An 18,998-nucleotide genomic window follows, 5' to 3' on the forward strand; every position below is an offset into this window, starting at 1 on the left:
TTCCCGTGCGACCGTACGGACCCCCTTGACGGGCTCCCGTGACGGGGAGACGCTCCCGTGGCGCACGACCGAGTGGGGGGCACGGTATGCCGGAGGAGCACGTCCGGACGGTGGGGGAGTTGCGGGCGCGGCTCGCGGAGCGCGGGGCGAGGTGGTCGGTCGCCGAGCACCTCGCGGACGGGGATCCGCTGCCGAGGCCGGCGCTCGGCCTGGACCCGGGGGCGAAACTGACGCCCGCCGCCAAGGCGGGCCTCGTCGACCTGCGGGCGTTGATCGGCGCGGAGAGCGGCAACCCGCACCTGAACCGCCGCAGGGCCGCGCACGGGCTGCTCGCCGCCGGGTCGGCGGTGTCCGGGGCGGCGGTGTCCGGGACGGCCCGACCCGCCGCCGTGGACTGGCGCGAGCGCTTCGGGTGGCCGTGGCTGACGAAGGTCAAGGACCAGAACCCCTGCGGCACCTCCTGGGCGTTCGGGGCGGTCGGGCTCGTGGAGTCGATGGCCCGGATCGAGCACGACGTGTGGGCGGAGCGTTCCGAGGGCGACGTCCGCGACGGGCTCAGGCTCGCGTGCGGGCAGGGCGGCGACCCGGAGACGGCCCTCGACTGGATCGTGTTCAACGGGGGTCTCGCCGATCCGGACTGCTGGCCGTACGACACCCCGCCGGCGGGCCTGCCCGTCCGGCGCCGCAAGGCCTGGCGGGCGGAGTACACGCCGAGTTGGGACCGCTCGGGGCGGACGGTGCGCATCAGCGACTTCGTCCGGCTCGGGGACGTGGAGCAGCAGAAGGTGTGGCTGGACACGGTCGGGCCGCTGACGGCCTGCTTCGACGTCCACGAGGACTTCTTCGCGCTCGGCTCGGGCGTCTACCACCGCACCGTCGACCGGCTCGCGGGCGGCCACTGCGTGCTGGTCGTCGGCTACGACGACGCGGCGGGCTGCTGGCTGTTCAAGAACTCCTGGGGGCCGGAGCACCACGTGGGCGGCTACGGCCGGATCGCCTACGGCGAGGCCAACATCGACCACTGGGCCAAGTGCGGGCTGCTCGGCACGAACATCGACCCGTGGAGCAAGCGCCGGCTGCACACGGGCAACGTGTACGAGAGCGGCAACGGTCGGGCCCACCGCAACTTCGAGCTGGCGGCGACGGCGGGCGGCGGCCGGCTGCGGCACTGGTGGCGCGAGGGCGAACCGCCCTTCGCCTGGACGCCGGAGGCGACCTTCGCCGGGGACGCGTCGGGCCTGCCGGCCTTCACCGGCACCACCTACAACCGGAACATGGAGTCGCTGCACGTCACCACGGGCGGCCGGTTGCGCCACTGGTACTACGAGCAGGCGGTCGGGGTGTGGCGCGACGGCGGCGCGTTCGGGCCGGGGGACGCGGCCGTCGGCTCGACGCCGGCGTTCATCCAGAGCGACTACGGCAAGCCCGGCAACTTCGAGGTGGTGGTCCGCACCGCGGACGGCCGGCTCAACCACTGGTGGCGGATCAACGGCGCCCCCTGGACCTGGAACGACGGCGGTCGTTTCGCCTCCGGCATCGCCCACTACGGGCCCGCCCTGGTGCAGACGCGGGCCCGTCACCTCGACCTGGTCGCGGCCCGGACGGACGGCCGGATGCAGCTGTGGTGGCGCGACGACGCGAACGGGTTCGTGTGGCGGCCGGGGGAGGTCTTCGGGGGCGGCGTCACCTCGGCGCCCTGCATGATCGAGGGCCAGTACGGGGCGGCGGACGAGGACACCGCCGGGAACTACGAGCTGTGCGTGGCGGTCGGGGACGGGCGGGTCGAGCACTGGTGGCGGGGCAACGCCTCCGGGGCGCCGTGGACGCGCTCGGCGACCTTCGGCCGCGACGTCCTGGCCGTCACCGGGATGCTCCAGGGCAGCTTCGGGTTCAACCTGGAAGTCGTCGTCCTGCGCACCGACCGCCTGCTCCAGCACCACTGGCGCGACGGCGCGGGCTGGCACGAGGGGCCGGTGATCGGCCCCGTCTGAGCCGGGAGGTCCTCGCGGGTGGAAGTGCGCACGATCGCCCTGGCCGCCGGTGGCTCGTACGAGCTGAGGCTCACCGGTCGGGGGGCGCGCGGGTACGTGTGGACCTGGCAGGTGTCCGGCGACGCGGACGCGGTCACGGTGGGCGAGGCCGCGTCCGCGCCGGGCGAGGGGGCGGCGTCGGGGGAGCCGGTGGCGCCGGGGGAGCCGGTGGAGCGGACCTGGGTGGTGCGCGGCCGGCGTGCGGGCGGGCGGGCCCGGATCCGCTTCGCGCAGGTCCGGCCGCCCTTCCCGCAGGAGGCCCCGTACGACGAGTTCGTCCTGGAGGTGGTGGTCACCGCCGGCGACGGGGGCTGAGCGCCAGGTGCTGGAGGGCCTCCAGCGGTCCCCGGTCGAAGCGGGCGAGCCACAGCCGGGCGCAGAGCACCAGGGTGAGGGAGACGCCGGCCCACAGGCCCATGACCCACCAGGGGCCGGTGCCGCCGAGGCGGTCGGCGAGGCCCAGGCCGAAGCCGTAGCAGAGCAGGGCGCAGAGCAGGTTCTGGCCGACGTAGGCGGACAGGGCGGTGCGGCCGACGGCGCCGAGGGAGCGGGCGCCGGGGAGGCGGAACCGGTCGAGGACGACGCCGATCAGGCCGATGTAGCCGACGGCGACCAGCGGGGCGATGCCGTAGCGGCCCAGCGCGAAGAAGTCGGATCCGCCGAGGTCGGCGGCGATGCCGAGGGGCAGGCCGAGGCCCAGTCCCCAGGCGGCCATGCGGACGCGGATCCGGCGGCCGGTGTCGGTCGGGGCGAAGGCGCCGGCGCGGTGCAGCCGTACGCCGAGCAGGAAGAGGAAGACGAGCAGGCCGAAGGAGAAGACGGGCTCGATGCGCAGGACGAGGGCGTTGTCCAGGCGGAAGCGGATCTGGTCGCCCCAGCCGCCGTGGGCGTAGAGCGCGACGGCGTCCGGGTCGGGGGCCTCGGGGCCCTCGTCGGGGTCGGCGAGCGTGGCGAGGGTGATCAGGCCGACCAGGGTCAGGTGCAGGCCGGCGGCGGTCCACAGGGCGATGCTCCGCACCCGCTCGGAGCGGGCCAGCAGCCAGGCGACGAGCAGCGCGGTGACGGCGTACCCCATGAGCACGTCCCAGGCGAAGATCAGGACGAAGTGGACGGTCCCCTCCAGGAAGAGGAACGCCGCCCGGCGCGGGTAGCGGCCCGGCCAGGGGTCGCCGCGGCGCTTCGCGGAGTCGTACTGGATGGCGAGCCCGACGCCGAAGAGGATGGTCAGCAGGGCGAGGAACTTGCCGTCGGCGAGGAAGCGGAAGACGGCCTCGGCGATGGTGGAGGCCCGGGGGTCGGCGAGCGGGTCGGGCAGGTTCAGGCCGCCCTGGACCACGGCCCACTCGGAGCCGGGCGAGGCGAAGATCCACACGTTGGTCATGAGCGTGCCGAGGATGGCGGCGCCGCGCAGGACGTCGAGGAGCGGGATCCGGGAGCCGGACGGGGAGCGGTTCGGGTCGGACGTCGGGGAGCCGGTCGGGTCGGCGGAGGGGGCGGTCGTGGACCCGGGAGCGGAGGCGTGGGCGTCGGGCGGGGCGTTGTGGGCCATGGAACCAGCGTCCCGGCGGGGGCGGCCCGAATCCTCCTGCCGGTGGACGAAGACCGCGTACACCCTTCGATGCAGGGGCCGGGCCGGCGCGTCCACATCCCGGACGGGACCCGCCTTGCACCCTTCTTGTATCTATGCTGTGCGCATGCTCGCCTCCGCGCCGCCGGCGCCCCCCGCCCCCACCGCGGCCGAACGCGTCTACCAGCACGTCAAGGAAGGCGTCCTCGACCGGCGCTACGAGGGCGGCACCCTGCTGACCGAGGGCGGTCTGGCGGAAGCCGTCGGCGTCTCGCGCACCCCCGTCCGCGAGGCGCTGCTGCGGCTGGAGACCGAGGGGCTGCTCAAGCTGTACCCGAAGAAGGGCGCCCTGGTCCTGCCGGTCTCCGCGCAGGAGATCACCGACGTGATCGAAACCCGGCTGCTGGTCGAGGAGTTCACCGCCACGCGGGCCGTGCCCGCACCGCCCGCGCTGCTGGAGCGGCTGGAGGAACTCCTCGCGCTCCAGCGCCGGCACGCCGCCGAGGGGGACCTGGCCGCGATGATGACCGCCGACCGGTGCTTCCACGCCGAGATCGTGCGCAACGCCGGCAACCAGATCCTGTGCCGGCTCTACGACCAGCTGCGCGACCGGCAGTTGCGGATGGGCGTGGCCCTGCTGCACGCGCATCCCGAGCGGGTGGAGCGGACGCTGGCCGACCACGCCGAGATCCTGCGGGCCCTGCGCGCCGGGGAGGCCGCCGCGGTGGCCGAGGCGGTACGCGGACACGTGATCCGGGTCGGCGAAATGGTGCGGGGGCCGGTCAGGTGACCACCGCCTCCGGCGCCTCCGCCGCCTCCTCCTCCGCTTCCCCCTCCCCCGGCGCCGCGTCCGCGTCCGCGCCCGGCGTCCACGCGGATCCGCCGGGCGGGCGGCGGGCCGTCGCCGTCTGGTCCATCGGCGTCGCCGTCTACTTCGTCGCCGTCATCTTCCGCACCAGCCTGGGCGTGGCCGGCCTGGACGCCGCCGACCGCTTCCAGGTCAACGCCTCCGCCCTGGCCGCCTTCTCCCTCCTGCAACTGCTGGTCTACGCGGGCATGCAGATACCCGTGGGCCTGATGGTGGACCGCCTCGGCACCAAGAAGGTCCTCACCCTGGGCGTCGTGCTGTTCACCGCCGGGCAGATCGGCTTCGCCCTCTCCCCGTCCTACGGCATGGCCCTGGCCGCCCGTGCCCTGCTGGGCTGCGGCGACGCGATGACCTTCATCTCCGTGCTGCGGCTCGGCACCCGCTGGTTCCCGGCCCGGCGCGGGCCCCTGATGGCGCAGCTCGCCGGGCTGGTCGGCATGGCGGGCAACCTCGTCTCCACGCTCGTCCTGGCGCCCGTCCTGCACGGGGTCGGCTGGGTGCCGGCCTTCGCGGGCAGCGCGGTGGCCGGTCTGGTGGTCCTCGTACCGCTGGTGCTGTTCCTGCGCGACCACCCCGAGGGGTACGGGCCGCCGCCCGTCAGCCGCGGCGGGGGCGGCTACGTACGCCGCCAGATCGCCGACTCGTGGCGCGAGCCCGGCACCCGGCTCGGGCTGTGGGTGCACTTCACCACACAGTTCCCCGCGATGGTGTTCCTCCTGCTGTGGGGCATGCCGTTCCTCGTCGAGGCGCAGGGCCTGTCGCGGACCACCGCGGGCGGGCTGCTGACCCTGGTCGTCGCCTCGAACATGGCCTTCGGGCTGGTCTACGGGCACGTCGTGGGCCGCCGCCAGGCCTCCCGGATCCCGCTCGCCCTCACCACCGTCGCCGTCACCGCCGCGCTGTGGGGTGCCGTCCTCGCGTACCCGGGCGGCCGGGCGCCGATGTGGCTGCTGATCACCCTGTGCGTGGTCCTCGGCACCTGCGGGCCCGCCTCGATGATCGGCTTCGACTTCGCCCGGCCCGCGAACCCGCCCGAGCGCCAGGGCACCGCCTCCGGCATCACCAACATGGGCGGTTTCCTCGCGTCCATGACCACCCTGCTGGCCGTCGGCGTCCTGCTCGACGCCACCGACGACGACTACCGGATCGCCTTCTCGGCGGTGTTCGTCCTGGAGGCCCTGGGCGTGGCGAACATCCTGCGGCTGCGCGGCCGGGCGCTGGACCGCGAGCGGGAACGGGAGCGGGAACGGGAGCGGGCGAGGGAGCGCGCCGTCCCCCGCGAGCGCGCCGAGGCACAGGTGCCCGCGGCGGCCCCCACCACCCGACCCGCCGGGGTCTGAGGTCCCGCCGGGCCCTTACGGGGTTCCGCCGGTCCCTACGCGGTTCCGCCGGGCCCTACGGGGTCACCGCGAACGCCGCCAGCAGCGCCTCGGCCAGCTGCGGATCGCCCTCCACCTTCAGCCGCTCGGGCGCCACCGACCGCGCCCGGACCCGGCCCGCGGCGAGGCGTACGTACGTCTCCCAGTCCATGGTCAGCGTCACCGCCGGGCCGAGCGACGGGGTCTCCTCCAGGGTCGCGCGGCCCGTCGCGTCCACCCGGACCGTCCGCATGAACTCCACCGGCCCGTGCACGTCCACCACGACCGCCGAGTTCGCGGGCGCCCCCGCCCCCTTCGCCACGGCCTTCGGCAGCCCCGCCAGCAGGAGGTCCCGCGCCACGAACGCGCCCGGCGAGTCCCAGTTCCCGGGCGCGCCCAGGGCCGCCCGCAGGTCCTGCTCGTGGACCCACACGTCGAAGGCCCGCATCCGCAGCGCCTGTTCCAACGTCACCTGGTCGCCCAGCGGACCGCGCACCAGCGCGGACGGGTCCCGCTTCTCGTTGCGCAGTTGGCGCGCCCGGCGGATGACCGTGTACTCCAGCTCCGAGGTCATCTCCGGCGCCGTGTGGTGGCGCCGGACGTCAACCTGTACCTCCATGTACCGGGTGAACTCGTCCACCACGTGCCGCAGGTCGCGCGGCAGCGTGTGGATCGGACGCGGGTCCCCGAGCTGCTCGCACTCGATCCCGATGATGTGCGAGACGACGTCCCGGACGGACCAGCCGGGGCACGGGGTGGGGAGGTTCCACTGGCCCTCGGTGAGGGGGAGGACCAGCTCGGATATCGCCTCGATGGAATGCGTCCACGCGTCGGCATAGGGCTCAAGGCTGGGATGGACGGTCAACGGGACCCCTCGCGTGCTGTTCAGTGGCGCGTTGTGGACTGTGCCCAAAACTACGCTGCCCAGGAGCACACCGGCAGTGCTTTCGTGTGACGATCGTAGGCCCGAGTCGACGGCTGACAAGCCAGGACGGTGGTAATGTGCGCGCCTCGCTGATCCAAATCGCGGTGAACGAAGGGGAGTCGGTCGCCTCCCGACGGTCCCGAGCGGCCGATCTCGTACGGGAACAGGCCGATTCCGACCTTGTCGTGCTGCCCGAGCTGTGGACGGTGGGCGCCTTCGCCTACGAGCAGTTCGAGACCGAGGCGGAGCCGTTGGACGGCCCGACCTACGAGGCCATGTCCAAGGCGGCCCGGGACGCCGGGGTCTGGTTGCACGCCGGCTCCCTCGTGGAGCGCGCCGGCGACGGCTCCCTCTACAACACCGCCCTCGTGCTCTCCCCGACGGGCGAACTGGCCGCGACGTACCGCAAGATCCACCGCTTCGGCTTCGACCAGGGCGAGGCGGTGCTGATGTCGCCCGGCGACTCCCTGACGACGGTCACCCTGCCGGAGCAGACCCTCGGCCTCGCCACCTGCTACGACCTGCGCTTCCCCGAGCTGTTCCGGGGCCTGGTCGACGCGGGCGCCACCACGATGGTCGTGGCCGCCGGCTGGCCGGCCCGCAGGCGGTCCCACTGGACCCTGCTGAACCGGGCGCGGGCCGTGGAGGACCAGTCGTACGTCCTGGCGTGCGCGCTCGCCGGCACGCACGCGGGCGTCGAGCAGTCCGGACACAGCCTGGTGGTGGACCCGTGGGGCGAGGTGCTGGCGGAGGCCGGACCCGGCGAGGACGTCCTGACCGTCGAACTGGACCCGGCGAAGGTGCCCGACACCCGCGAGCAGTTCCCGGCGCTCAAGGACCGCGCCCTGGGTCTGCGCGCCCCGGGCGGCGCGCGGTGACCGGACCCGGCGAGCCCGCGCGGCCCGGTACCGGCGCCGGTACCGACGCCGAGGCGGTGGAGGCCGCGCAGGAGCCGCACGACCCCGCCCCCGGGGAGCGCGAGGCCCTCGACCGGGTCCGCGCCGAGGCCGCGGGCATGCGCCACCACGAGGCCGAGGAGGCGCTGGAGGCCGCCCGCGGGGCCGGGGCGGAGGCCGCCGTCGTGGCGGAGTGGCAGCGCCTCACCGACCACCTCGCCGTCCACGGCGGCCCGTACGCCCCGGAGTCCGATCCCTTCGTCCAGGGCCAACTCGCGGCCCGCGCCCACCACGCCGAGGACGACGCCGACACCGACCGGTGACGCCGCCGCGGACCGGTCAGGCCTGGACGGCGGCCTCCCGTTCCTTCTCCGCCATGCGCACCACGCACACCGCGACCGCGATGAGCAGTGCCGGATCCGCGTCCTCGCGGACCACCTCGACCGCGTAGGTCTCGCGGATCCGGTACCACTGGCGGGAGATCAGCGCGAGCAGCTCCCCCTCGTATTCGATCTTGAACTCGCGGTCCGCGATCCGGCCGCTGACGTCCAGTTCGGTGCCGTCCGCGAGGGTCACGCGGAAGTGGTTGCGCAGCAGCGAGAGCCGCTTGCGCCGGATGACCGCGAGCCGCAGCTCGTCGCGCTCCAGCGTCATCGCGTCGCGCAGCCCGAACAGCTTCTCCCGCAGGGTGATCAGGATCCGCCCCTGCGGATCCTTCAGCTCCAGGGTGTCCCGGAAGCGCAGCGCCTTCCCGTCGACGAGGAAGGCGTGCCGGCCGTCCTCGTCCTCGATGAGGTAGTCATCGCCGACGGCGAGCATTTTGTCCCGAACCAGGTATTTCATACCGTGATCGCTGCCCGCGATAGGTTGCCGTCATGCGCCTTCTCTACGTGACCGACCTGGCCTACCCGGCCCGCGGACGCCGCTACTGCGACGAGGACATATTCCTCACCGACCGGCTGCGCGAGCACTTCCCGTTGGCCCTGTGCCACCCCCTCGACGCCCGCGCCCTGATGCCCGGCTTCGACGCCGTCGTCGTCCGCAACAGCGGCCCCGTCCTGCACTACCGGCAGGCCTGGGAGGAGTTCCGGGCCGCCGCGCTCGCCACCGGGACCCGCGTCTACAACCCGCTCACCGGACGCGGGGACATGGCCGGGAAGCAGTACCTGCTCGACCTGACGGCAGCCGGCCACCCGGTCATCCCGACCGTCGACGACCCCGCCGACCTGCACCTGCTGCCCGAGGCTGCCGAGTACGCCGTCAAGCCCAAGCAGGGCGCCGACTCCATCGGCCTCGTCTTCACCGACCGCCCGGGCGGCACCCCCGGCGAGATCCTGATCCAACCGCGCGTCGACTTCGCCTACGAGGTGTCCTTCTACTTCGTCGACGACGCCTTCCAGTACGCCCTCCACGCCCCGGACCCGGCACGCCGCTGGGAACTGGTCCCCTACGAGCCCGACGCGGCCGACCTCGCCTTCGCCCGCCGCTTCGTGGACTGGAACACCCTCGACCACGGCATCCAGCGCGTGGACGCCTGCCGCGCCCCGTCCGGGGAACTGCTGCTGGTCGAACTGGAGGACCTCAACCCGTACCTGTCGCTGGACCTGCTCCCCGAGGAGGTCAGGGAGTCCTTCGTGACGGCACTGGTGGGGTCGTTGACGTCGTTCCTGGACGGGAAGTAGCCGGACCCCGCCTCCAGGACCGCAGCAGCAGCCGGCGGCCGGGCAGCTCGACCCACGTGTGCAGGGCCCAGGCGAGGGCGAGGGAGACGGAGAAGGCCGCCGCCAGCACCCACAGGCCGCCGTCCCACATCGGGAGCTTGGGGTGCCCCCCGAAGAGGCTCTCGCCGGCCCGGATCACCAGGATGTGGACCATGTAGAAGGCGAAGGACACCTCGCCGAGCCTGACGCTGATCCGCCCCCGCCACGGGGACGGCTCCCCGCGCAGGTCGGCCTGGGCGGCGGCGGCGATCAGGGTGGAGAACCCGACGATGGTGCAGGCGACGGTGCGGAAGGCGTAGTCGGCCTGGTAGCCGAGGAAGTACCCGGCCATCGTCAGGGCGAGGGAGACGGTCAGACCCGGTCCGCGCCAGCGGCCCGCGCGCACCAGCTCGGCCAGGGCGATGCCGAGGACGAACTCGGGGAGCCGGTAGAGGGGGAAGAAGTAGTTCGCCCAGACCTGGCCGTCGGCGACGCCGGTCAGCTCCCACACGGTCGGGATCGCCACGATCACGACCAGGCAGGCGCCCGCGACGACGACCGGCGCGTGCCGGCCCAGCCGGCGCAGCGGGCCGATCATCAGCGGGAAGGCGGCGTAGAAGAACGCCTCGACGGCCAGCGACCAACTGACCGGGTTCAACCCCTGGAAGTAGGGGACCTGCGGGAACCAGGACTGGATCAGTCCGAGGTTCGCGCCCAGGCTTCCCGGCGTGGGCCGCTCCCCGGCCCCGAGGAAGTACACGAGGGCGAGGGCCGCCACGACGGTGACCAGGTGCAGCGGATAGATCCGGGCGAGGCGGCGCCGCCAGAACCGGACGATGCCCCGACCGGCGGGCGAGGAGGGCGTCGACCAGGCGAGCACGAAGCCGGAGAGGACGAAGAAGAACGAGACCCCGGTGCTGCCCATCCCGAAGGCGAAGGTGACCAGGTCGTTCGCGCGTCCGCCGAAGTACTCCACGATGTGCACGTGGTACAGGAACACCATCAGGGCGGCGGTCCAGCGCAGCCCGGTGAGCGACGGCAGCGCCACGGGCCGCTCCACCGCCCCACGCTCCGTCGACTGCGCCCCACTGTGGATTCCGGATATCAGCTGGTTGCTCGACACGGCCCGAAACCTTACACGCGCGTACGGTTCCGCTTCGGTTCCGCTACCACCCGGTTACCGGGAGTAGGCGCAAGAGTGCCGCAGTCGACGCCCTGCAAAGCCCGCCGAGGGCCCGACCCCTCACTCCGGCGGCCGGCTGTACCTCTCCAGCGCCGCCTTGCTCGTGGACCGGTCCACCAGCCGCAGTTCCCAGGGGCCGGTATTCACGTCGAAGTCCTTGCCGAAGCCGACCCACTTTCCGGCCATACGCCGCCCCGTCGGCTCTACCAGGAGCTGGATGGCCCCGTGGTAGCGGGCCCCGTTGTAGTAGCCGTCCGCGGCGGTCTGCTCGACCCACGTACCCGTGACCACGTTGCGATCAACGGTCAGATCCAGGGTGAGCGGGCTGTCCGGGTTGCTGCTCGCCCCGGGGAGGCTCTGAACGGTCAGCCGGTTTCCGTGCTGGACGATCACCACGTGGTGCTTGCCCTCGTACGAGTCGCCCCGGCTGGAGGAGAAGAACTCGTAGCGGCTGAGCCACACCCCCGAAAACGTCTCCTCACTCCCCTGCGCGGCGGGCTGCGCGCCCACAGCGGCAGATGTGGAACCGGTTGCGACGGTCTCCATGTCATGTCCTCCCTTCCCGTCTGCGTGGACTCGTGCCGTCGGCACCGGCAGGGCGAAGCCCAGAGCCTCGACCGGACGCCCGGTGACCCGTTCTAAGGCCCTGGCGTACACGCCCCGAGGCGTCTTGCTCGTGCCGGACTCCCAGCGCTGCACCAGCCGTTTGGAGGCCTCGTTCGGCTCCCCCAGTTCCGCACCTGCCCGGCGGAGCGCCTTGGCGAAGTCGTCTTGGCTCAGGCGCAGGCCGATACGTACGGCCCGCAGTACATCATTCGGCACCACGGCGGTCGTCGTCATGACGTCAAAGCTAGACCGAACAGCCATGCAATGACACCGGTTTGACGCCCTGGAGGGCGTCATTGGCGCCCCTGTGAGTGACGCCCAGGCGACGCCCGAAGCGTCGTCGTTCCGACCGACCGGCGGCGGGAACATCGCTTCACCGACCGGACCGGCCCCCCTGCAAGTGCCCCCGATGTTCCTCACAGACCAGGAAGGCACAGACATGACGATCATCGACACGACGAAGACCGTGTACGACCTCATCACCCCGGAGCTGAGGGCCGACCTCATCACCATGGTCCGCGAGGACTCCTGGCCGGAGATGACCGACGACCAGGGCCGGCGCGGCGTCGACCAGGTGGCGGCCTTCCTCGCCGTCGCCGCGAACACCACGGAGAGGGCCACGCCCAGCCTTCGCGTGGACCTCTTCTGGCACGCGCTCGTGCTCCACACCAAGGACTACGCCAGGGTCTGCGAGGTGCTCGGCAGCGGATTCATCCACCACGTTCCCGACCGCGACAACGGCCACGACCCCGCCGAGGGCCGGGCCGCGATGCGTCGGACGGCCGAGATGATCCGATCGGCCGGCTTCGACGTGGACCCGGAGTTCTGGCCGATCGACGGCGCGGCCGACTGCACCCAGAGCTACGCGGGCTGCTCCGACAGCCCCGTCGCCAAGTAGCTCCGACTCAAGCGGAGCGAGTGACCCACGAGAGCTTCAGCCGCCCGGTATCGTGCCGGGCGGCTGTCGCCGTGAACGAGAACGGACAGGTAGTGACTGACGCTCGCAGCACCGCATGGGACACGTACTCGCAGAGCAAGCCCCAGCGGCGGAAGGTCAACGCCAAGGGCGAGAGCACGTGGTTCAACTGGACCCAGTACGAGGACCACGGCCCCAGGGCCGACGTGCTCGACCTCAACCCGGGAGACCGCGTGCTCGATCTCGGGTGCGGGTCCGGTGGGAACGCCGCTCACCTCGCAACGCTCGGCATGAAGTCCGTCGGGATCGACCTCTCGGCCAGGCAGCTCGACAAGGCACGCGAGCGGTGGCCGGGCGTGGACGGGATGGAACTCCACCAGGCCGACGCGCTCACCCACCTCGAAGACACGCCCACGATCTTCGACGCGGTCTACAGCGTCTTCGGCGCCGCCTGGTTCACCGACCCCGGTCTCCTGCTGCCGATGGTTCACGCGAACCTCAAGCCGGGTGGCGTCTTCGCCCTCTCCCAGCGGCCCCCGGTCGAAGGGTGCTACGGCTGCCAGGCGTCATACATCCCGCGCGGGCCCGAAGAAGACCCCGCTGTCGTCAAGCGGTGGGACTACGAACCGGATGCGTGGGCGCTGATTCTCAAGGAACACGGCTTCGTGGACGTATCGGCGTCCGTGCTCGCCCCGCCCCCCGGTAGTCGGCGCACAGGAACCCTGTTCGTCCGGGGCGTCCGAGGAGGCCGGTCCGCGGTGGAGCGGATCCGGTAGGCGCGCAGGACAACGACGTCGTGCGGTCGTGATCCGGTGTTCACGGGCGGATGGCAAGCTTGAACCATGAACGATGCAGCCCCGGCGCCCACCCCCGCGCCCGCGCCCCGCCGTGCCCGTGTCCGTGCCCCCGAGCTGGTCGGGAAGGGGGGCTGGCTGAACACCGGTGGCAAGGAGCTGACCCTCGCCGACCTGCGGGGTCGCATCACGATCCTCGACTTCTGGACCTTCTGCTGCATCAACTGCCTCCACGTCCTGGACGAACTCCGGGAGCTGGAGGAGAAGCACCGCGACACCGTGGTGATCATCGGGGTGCACTCGCCGAAGTTCGTCCACGAGGCCGACCACGCGGCCGTCGTCGACGCCGTCGAGCGCTACGAGGTGCACCACCCCGTCCTCGACGACCCCGAGCTCACGACCTGGAAGCAGTACGCCGTCCGCGCCTGGCCCACGCTCGTGGTGATCGACCCCGAGGGGTACGTCGTCGCCCAGCACGCCGGCGAGGGGCACGCGCACGCCATCGCGCGCCTCGTCGAGGAACTGGAGGCCGAGCACGAGGCCAAGGGCACCCTGCGGCGCGGTGACGGGCCCTACGTGGCCCCCGAGCCCGTCGCGACCGACCTGCGCTTCCCCGGGAAGGCGCTCGCGCTGCCCTCCGGGAACCTCCTGGTGTCCGACTCCACCCGGCACCAGCTGGTGGAGCTGGCCCCCGACGGGGAGAGCGTCGTGCGCCGCGTCGGCGGCGGCGAGCGCGGATTCGGTCCGGACGCCTTCAGCGAGCCCCAGGGCCTCGCGCTGCTGCCCGACGGCCGCGTCGTGGTCGCCGACACCGTCAACCACGCCCTGCGCGTCCTCGACCCGGCCGACGGGAGCGTCGAGACGGTCGCGGGGACCGGCCGGCAGTGGTGGCAGGGCTCGCCCACCTCCGGGCCCGCCCTGGAGGTGGACCTGTCCTCCCCGTGGGATGTCGCCTGGTGGCGGGGCCGGGTGTGGATCGCCATGGCCGGCGTGCACCAGCTGTGGACCTGGGACCCCGAGGCGGGCACCGTCCAGGTCGCCGCCGGCACCACCAACGAGGGCCTCGTCGACGGCCCCGCCGCCGAGGCCTGGTTCGCGCAGCCGTCCGGGCTCGCCGCGGCCGGGGACGACCGGCTGTGGGTCGCCGACTCCGAGACCAGCGCCCTGCGCTGGGTGGAGCCCGACGGCGACGGCTACGCCGTGCGGACGGCCGTCGGCACCGGCCTGTTCGACTTCGGGCACCGCGACGGCGACGCCGCGCAGGCGCTGCTCCAGCACCCGCTCGGGGTGACCGCCCTGCCGGACGGCTCGGTCGCGGTCTGCGACACGTACAACCACGCGCTGCGCCGCTACGACCCGGCCTCCGGGCAGGTCTCGACGCTCGCCACCGATCTGCGCGAGCCGAGCGACGCGGTGCTGGTCGGCGAGGACATCGTGGTGGTCGAGTCGGCCCGGCACCGGCTGACGCGGCTGCGGCTGCCCGAGGAGGCCGTACGGGTCGACGCGGTCGCCCACCGCACGCAGCGGGCGGCCACCGAGGTCGCCCCGGGCACGCTCCGTCTCGACGTGGTCTTCCAGGCGCCCGCCGGGCAGAAGCTGGACACCCGCTACGGGCCTTCGACGCGGCTGCTGGTCTCCTCGACCCCGCCGGAGCTCCTCGCGGCGGGGGAGGGCCCGGGTACGGACCTGTTCCGGGAACTGGTGTTGAACCCGGAGGTCACCGAGGGCGTGCTGCACGTCTCGGCGATGGCCGCGTCCTGTGACGACGACCCGGCCAACGAGTACCCGGCCTGCCACGTCCACCAGCAGGACTGGGGCGTCCCGGTGGTCGTCGCCGAGGGCGGCGCGGCCCGGCTGCCGCTGGTCCTGGCCGGCCTGGACGCGTAGCGGCGGTCCGTCCCGCGCACGCGTGCCCGCGCCCCCGTGCCCGCGCCCCGGACGAGCGTCCGGGGCGCGGGTCGGTGCTCAGCCCTCCAGGAAGGACAGGAGGGCGTTGGCCAGCAGGTACGGGTCGTCGGAGCCGCACAGTTCGCGGGCGCTGTGCATCGAGAGGATCGCGACGCCGATGTCGACGGTCCGGATGCCGTGGCGGGCGGCCGTGATGGGGCCGATCGTGGTGCCGCAGGGCATGGAGTTGTTGGAGACGAAGGTCTGCCACGGCACTCCGGCCCGCTCGCAGGCGCCGGCGAACACCGCGCGACCGCTGCCGTCGGTGGCGTAGCGCTGGTTGACGTTGACCTTCAGGATGGGGCCGCCGTTGACGCGCGGGTGGTGCGAAGGGTCGTGCCGCTCGGCGTAGTTGGGGTGGACGGCGTGGCCGGTGTCGGAGGACAGGCACACGGTTCCGGCGAAGGAACGGGCCCGGTCCTCGTAGCTGCCGCCCCGTGAGAAGACTGAACGTTCCAGCACGTTGCCCAGCAGCGGGCCGTCGGCGCCGGTGTCGGACTGGGAGCCGTTCTCCTCGTGGTCGAAGGCCGCGAGGACCGGGATGTGGTCCAGGGCGGCGCCGGAGGTGGCGACGGCGGCCAGCGCGGCGACGCCCGCGTGGACGGACAGGAGGTTGTCCATCCGCGGTCCGGCGAGGAGTTCGCGGTCACGGCCGAGGTAGGCGGGCGGCTCGATGGAGTGGACCATCAGGTCCCAGCCGGCCACCGAGCCCTGGGGCAGGCCCTCCTCCTCTTCGAGGAAGGCGATGAGGTCGCCCTCGCGCGCGTCGCCCAGGCCCCAGATCGGCTGCATGTGGCGCTGCTTGTCGAGCTTGAGCCCGTCGGTGTTGACGGAGCGGTCGAGGTGCACGGCGAGCTGGGGGACGCGCAGCAGGGCGCGGTCGACGTTCACCAGTCGCTCGGTGCCGTCGCGCAGCGTCAGCCGGCCGGCGAGGCCGAGGTCGCGGTCGAGCCAGGTGTTGAGCAGGGTGCCGCCGTAGATCTCGACGGCGACCTGGCGCCAGCCCTGGGAGCCCGTGTCGGGGAGGGGCTTGACGCGGAGGTTGGGGGAGTCGGTGTGCGCGCCGATGATGCGGAAGGGGGTGTGCGCCGCCGCGCCCTCGGGGACGTACCAGGCGATGATCGCGCCGCCGCGCAGGACGAACCGGCCTCCGGTGCCCGAATCCCAGGCGTCCGATTCCGACAACTGCCTGAAGCCTGCCTTCTCCAGCCGCTCCGCCGCGTTGGCGACGGCGTGGTACGGCGACGGGCTGGCCGTCAGAAAGGTCATCAGGTCGTCGGTGTGGCCGCGGTCGAAGCGGGCGGGAGAACTCATGTGTGTCACCTTAACGACGGTCGTGTACGCCTTGGCCGGACTGCGGCGGATAGCCGAAGGGGTTGGGGGACGCGGGGGGTTTGGCCCGTGACCCCGGCATTTTCAGCCCGGCGGACGCTCGAAACGGCGCTGGAGCTGCCTGCGCTCGCCCCGGCGGATGCGCGGAAGCATCTCGGGGGTCTGCGGCGGGCGCTGCGCGCGTCTTTTGCGTCCGGCGCAGAAGATACAGGCCTCGCCGGGAGGGGCATCGGGGTCGATGGGCGCGCCGGGGTGTTCGGAGCACCCCGAGGCGTTGCGCGGCCGGGACAGTTCGCGGGCCACGATGAAGGCCCGGTGGAGGTCGTCGGCGAGGCGCACGAAGTCCTGGTCGGGGGAGCCGAGGGTGAGGTGGAAGCGCTGTTCGTCGATGGTGCGCAGGAAGCGGCGCAGGACGTCCAGGGTGTAGGGGCCCTCGGGGACGGGGTAGCCGAGGCGGCGCTGTTCGCCGGGGACGGCGGGGGCGGGGCCGGCCTGTCGGCCGCCTTGGAGCCGGCGGCCGAGGCGGCGCCGGTCGTTGCAGATGAGGCAGCGGCCCCAGCCTTCGGGGGCCTCGGGGTCGAGGGCGCCGTTGGGGTGTTCGGGGCAGCCGGTGTAGCTCTTGGCGGGGGCGAGGCCGGCGGCGGTCTGGAAGGCCACGTAGAGGGCGTCGGCCACCGGGTCGTACTCGGTGGGGTGGGCGCCGTCGTAGAGGTCCTTGATCCGGTCGCCTAGGGCGCCCACGTTGGCCTGGAGCTCCTTGAGGGCGTACGGCCTCCCGGTGGGGACGGAATACCCCCTGCTGTGGTTCTGCTCCTGTGGGCTCATGTCTACGAGCGTGCCACGAACGGCCGACAACAGTGGCCGGACCCCCGACAGGGTGGGTCCGGCCACGTTGCGTACGTACACCGCGTACGTGCGATTCGGCGAGGGCGTGGTGCCTAGAAGGCGGCCTCGTCGAGGTCCATGAGGGAGTTGTCGACGGACTCGGCCAGCGCGCGCTGGACGGAGACGCCGGGCAGGACCTGGGCGGCGAAGAACTTCGCGGCCGCGATCTTGCCGGTGTAGAAGGCGACGTCCTTCGCGGAGGCGCCGGCGAGCTTCTCGGCGGCCACGGCCGCGCCCTTGAGCAGCAGGTATCCGACGACGACGTCACCGGAGGCCATGAGCAGGCGGGTGGTGTTCTGGCCGACCTTGTAGATGTTCTTGACGTCCTCGCCGGTGGCGGTGAGGTCGACGATCATCTGGCCGACGATGGCCTCCAGGTCCACGGCGGCCTTGGCGAGGGCGTCGCGGGAGGGGGCGAGTTCCTCGCCGCCGGGGCCTTCGGCGAGGAACTTCTTGATCGTCTCGGAGAGGATGTTCAGGGACGCGCCCTGGTCGCGGACGATCTTCCGGAAGAAGAAGTCCTGGCCCTGGATGGCCGTGGTGCCCTCGTAGAGGGTGTCGATCTTGGCGTCCCGGATGTACTGCTCGATCGGGTATTCCTGGAGGTAACCGGAACCGCCGAAGGTCTGCAGGGACTGGGCGAGCTGCTCGTAGGACTTCTCGGAGCCGTAGCCCTTGACGATGGGCAGGAGCAGGTCGTTGAGGCCGATCTCCGCGGAGGCGTCCTCGCCGGCGGCCTGCTTGAGCTGGATCGCGTCCTGGACGGAGGCGGTGTACAGCACGAGGGCGCGCATGCCCTCGGCGTAGGCCTTCTGCGTCATGAGGGAGCGGCGCACGTCGGGGTGGTGCGTGATGGTGACCTTGGGCGCGGTCTTGTCCATGAAGTTCGCCAGGTCCGGGCCCTGCACGCGCTCCTTGGCGTACTCCAGCGCGTTGAGGTAGCCGGTGGAGAGGGTGGCGATGGCCTTCGTGCCGACCATCATCCGGGCGAACTCGATGATCATGAACATCTGGCGGATGCCGTCGTGCTTGTCGCCGATCAGCCAGCCCTTGGCGGGGTGGCGGTCGCCGAAGGTCATCTCGCACGTGTTGGAGGCCTTGAGGCCCATCTTGTGCTCGACGTTCGTCGCGTAGACGCCGTTGCGCTCGCCCAGCTCGCCGGTCTCCCAGTCGAAGTGGAACTTCGGGACGAGGAAGAGGGACAGGCCCTTGGTGCCGGGGCCGTGGCCCTCGGGGCGGGCGAGGACGTAGTGGAGGATGTTCTCCTCCATGTCGTGCTCACCGGACGTGATGAAGCGCTTGACGCCCTCGATGTGCCAGGAGCCGTCGGCCTGCTGGACGGCCTTGGTGCGGCCGGCGCCGACGTCCGAGCCCGCGTCGGGCTCGGTCAGGACCATCGTGGAGCCCCAGCGCTTCTCGACGGCGATCTGCGCGACCTTCTTCTGCGCCTCGTTGCCCTCTTCGAAGAGGATGCCGGCGAACGCCGGGCCGGAGGAGTACATCCAGATGGCCGGGTTCGAGCCGAGCAGCAGCTCCGCGTACGCCCAGATGAGGGAACGGGGCGAGGTGGTGCCGCCGATCTCCTCGGGCAGGCCCAGGCGCCAGTACTCCGAGTCCATGAAGGCTTCGTAGCTCTTCTTGAAGGAGGCCGGGACCGGGGCGGTGTTGGTGGCCGGGTCGAAGACCGGCGGGTTGCGGTCGGCGTCGGTGAAGGATTCGGCGAGCTCGTTCTCGGCGAGGCGGGTCAGCTCGGAGAGGACGCTCTTGGCGGTCTCGGTGTCCATCTCCTCGAAGGGACCGGTGCCGTACAGCTTGTCGCGGCCGAGCACCTCGAAGAGGTTGAACTCGATGTCGCGGAGATTCGACTTGTAGTGCCCCATGGCGACGGCTCCGTTAAGGCTCGGGGAGACAGGTTCCTCGTACATACCAATCGGTAACGTCATGATGCTACCCGTGGGTAATAAGAATCAACCCTTCGCTGACGACTGTGA

The 18,998-nt window shown here is 72.2% G+C and carries 18 protein-coding genes; 10 read left to right on the plus strand and 8 right to left on the minus strand.

All coding sequences use genetic code 11. The features are described 5' to 3' along the window. Positions 1 to 86: 86 nt before the first annotated feature. Together AB0D01_RS05070 and AB0D01_RS05075 are read left to right on the plus strand one after the other, a co-directional pair. Positions 87 to 1,991, plus strand: coding sequence for a C1 family peptidase (locus tag AB0D01_RS05070; protein WP_363053617.1), 1,905 nt, complete (start codon positions 87 to 89; stop codon positions 1,989 to 1,991). A gap of 18 nt (positions 1,992 to 2,009) precedes the next feature. After that, positions 2,010 to 2,345: a protease inhibitor I42 family protein gene (locus AB0D01_RS05075; protein ID WP_363053619.1), complete on the plus strand. Its 336-nt coding sequence runs from the start codon at positions 2,010 to 2,012 to the stop codon at positions 2,343 to 2,345. On the opposite strand, the gene AB0D01_RS05080 is transcribed toward AB0D01_RS05075, so the two are convergent. Next, positions 2,323 to 3,579, minus strand: coding sequence for a DUF418 domain-containing protein (locus AB0D01_RS05080; protein WP_363053620.1), 1,257 nt, complete (start codon positions 3,577 to 3,579; stop codon positions 2,323 to 2,325). The genes AB0D01_RS05075 and AB0D01_RS05080 overlap by 23 nt on opposite strands. A gap of 145 nt (positions 3,580 to 3,724) precedes the next feature. On the opposite strand from AB0D01_RS05080, the gene AB0D01_RS05085 reads away from it, so the two are divergent. After that, positions 3,725 to 4,387 (plus strand): GntR family transcriptional regulator, encoded by a 663-nt coding sequence (locus tag AB0D01_RS05085; protein ID WP_363053622.1) that lies wholly within the window; start codon positions 3,725 to 3,727, stop codon positions 4,385 to 4,387. A 125-nt stretch (positions 4,388 to 4,512) separates the two neighbouring features. Beyond that, on the plus strand, positions 4,513 to 5,805 hold the full coding sequence (locus AB0D01_RS05090) for an MFS transporter (protein WP_363053741.1): 1,293 nt from the start codon (positions 4,513 to 4,515) through the stop codon (positions 5,803 to 5,805). Between the two features lie 55 nt (positions 5,806 to 5,860). Here the strand turns inward: AB0D01_RS05090 and AB0D01_RS05095 are convergent, their stop codons facing one another. Next, a complete protein-coding gene (locus AB0D01_RS05095) occupies positions 5,861 to 6,688 on the minus strand; it encodes a maleylpyruvate isomerase family mycothiol-dependent enzyme (RefSeq protein ID WP_363053624.1) in 828 nt (275 codons plus the stop codon). 137 nt (positions 6,689 to 6,825) lie between these two features. Between AB0D01_RS05095 and AB0D01_RS05100 the strand changes: the two genes are divergently transcribed. Then, positions 6,826 to 7,626 carry a carbon-nitrogen family hydrolase gene (locus AB0D01_RS05100; RefSeq protein WP_363053625.1) on the plus strand — a complete coding sequence of 267 codons (801 nt, stop codon included), beginning with the start codon at positions 6,826 to 6,828 and terminating at the stop codon, positions 7,624 to 7,626. Next, positions 7,623 to 7,967: a hypothetical protein gene (locus AB0D01_RS05105; RefSeq protein WP_363053626.1), complete on the plus strand. Its 345-nt coding sequence runs from the start codon at positions 7,623 to 7,625 to the stop codon at positions 7,965 to 7,967. Before AB0D01_RS05100 ends, AB0D01_RS05105 begins: the two co-directional genes overlap by 4 nt. Positions 7,968 to 7,983: 16 nt before the next feature. Here AB0D01_RS05105 and AB0D01_RS05110 read toward each other — a convergent pair whose 3' ends face one another. Next, positions 7,984 to 8,487, minus strand: coding sequence for an LURP-one-related family protein (locus AB0D01_RS05110; RefSeq protein ID WP_363053627.1), 504 nt, complete (start codon positions 8,485 to 8,487; stop codon positions 7,984 to 7,986). Positions 8,488 to 8,519: 32 nt separating this feature from the next. Here AB0D01_RS05110 and AB0D01_RS05115 point away from each other — a divergent pair, with 32 nt between their 5' ends. Then, positions 8,520 to 9,326, plus strand: coding sequence for a hypothetical protein (locus AB0D01_RS05115; RefSeq protein ID WP_363053628.1), 807 nt, complete (start codon positions 8,520 to 8,522; stop codon positions 9,324 to 9,326). Here AB0D01_RS05115 and AB0D01_RS05120 read toward each other — a convergent pair. Next, positions 9,265 to 10,467: an acyltransferase gene (locus tag AB0D01_RS05120; RefSeq protein WP_363053629.1), complete on the minus strand. Its 1,203-nt coding sequence runs from the start codon at positions 10,465 to 10,467 to the stop codon at positions 9,265 to 9,267. The genes AB0D01_RS05115 and AB0D01_RS05120 overlap by 62 nt on opposite strands. Before the next feature lie 120 nt (positions 10,468 to 10,587). Next, positions 10,588 to 11,367, minus strand: coding sequence for an XRE family transcriptional regulator (locus AB0D01_RS05125; protein ID WP_363053630.1), 780 nt, complete (start codon positions 11,365 to 11,367; stop codon positions 10,588 to 10,590). 205 nt (positions 11,368 to 11,572) lie between these two features. On the opposite strand from AB0D01_RS05125, the gene AB0D01_RS05130 reads away from it, so the two are divergent. The 3 genes from AB0D01_RS05130 to AB0D01_RS05140 all read left to right on the plus strand — a co-directional run bounded on the left by AB0D01_RS05130 (position 11,573) and on the right by AB0D01_RS05140 (position 14,730). Next, a complete protein-coding gene (locus tag AB0D01_RS05130; RefSeq protein WP_363053631.1) occupies positions 11,573 to 12,031 on the plus strand; it encodes a hypothetical protein in 459 nt (152 codons plus the stop codon). A 92-nt stretch (positions 12,032 to 12,123) separates the two neighbouring features. Then, a complete protein-coding gene (locus AB0D01_RS05135) occupies positions 12,124 to 12,825 on the plus strand; it encodes a class I SAM-dependent methyltransferase (RefSeq protein WP_363053632.1) in 702 nt (233 codons plus the stop codon). Positions 12,826 to 12,891: 66 nt separating this feature from the next. Continuing rightward, a complete protein-coding gene (locus AB0D01_RS05140; RefSeq protein ID WP_363053633.1) occupies positions 12,892 to 14,730 on the plus strand; it encodes an NHL domain-containing thioredoxin family protein in 1,839 nt (612 codons plus the stop codon). A 78-nt stretch (positions 14,731 to 14,808) separates the two neighbouring features. On the opposite strand, the gene AB0D01_RS05145 is transcribed toward AB0D01_RS05140, so the two are convergent. From AB0D01_RS05145 to AB0D01_RS05155, 3 genes are all read right to left on the minus strand, one after another. After that, a complete protein-coding gene (locus AB0D01_RS05145; RefSeq protein WP_363053634.1) occupies positions 14,809 to 16,104 on the minus strand; it encodes a M18 family aminopeptidase in 1,296 nt (431 codons plus the stop codon). A gap of 102 nt (positions 16,105 to 16,206) precedes the next feature. Then, positions 16,207 to 16,947: a hypothetical protein gene (locus tag AB0D01_RS05150; RefSeq protein WP_363053635.1), complete on the minus strand. Its 741-nt coding sequence runs from the start codon at positions 16,945 to 16,947 to the stop codon at positions 16,207 to 16,209. A gap of 113 nt (positions 16,948 to 17,060) precedes the next feature. Then, positions 17,061 to 18,887, minus strand: coding sequence for an acyl-CoA dehydrogenase (locus AB0D01_RS05155; RefSeq protein WP_363053742.1), 1,827 nt, complete (start codon positions 18,885 to 18,887; stop codon positions 17,061 to 17,063). Positions 18,888 to 18,998: the final 111 nt, after the last annotated feature.

The organism is Streptomyces sp. NPDC048606 (genome assembly GCF_040650855.1).
In the GTDB taxonomy this organism is placed as follows: Bacteria; Actinomycetota; Actinomycetes; order Streptomycetales; family Streptomycetaceae; genus Streptomyces.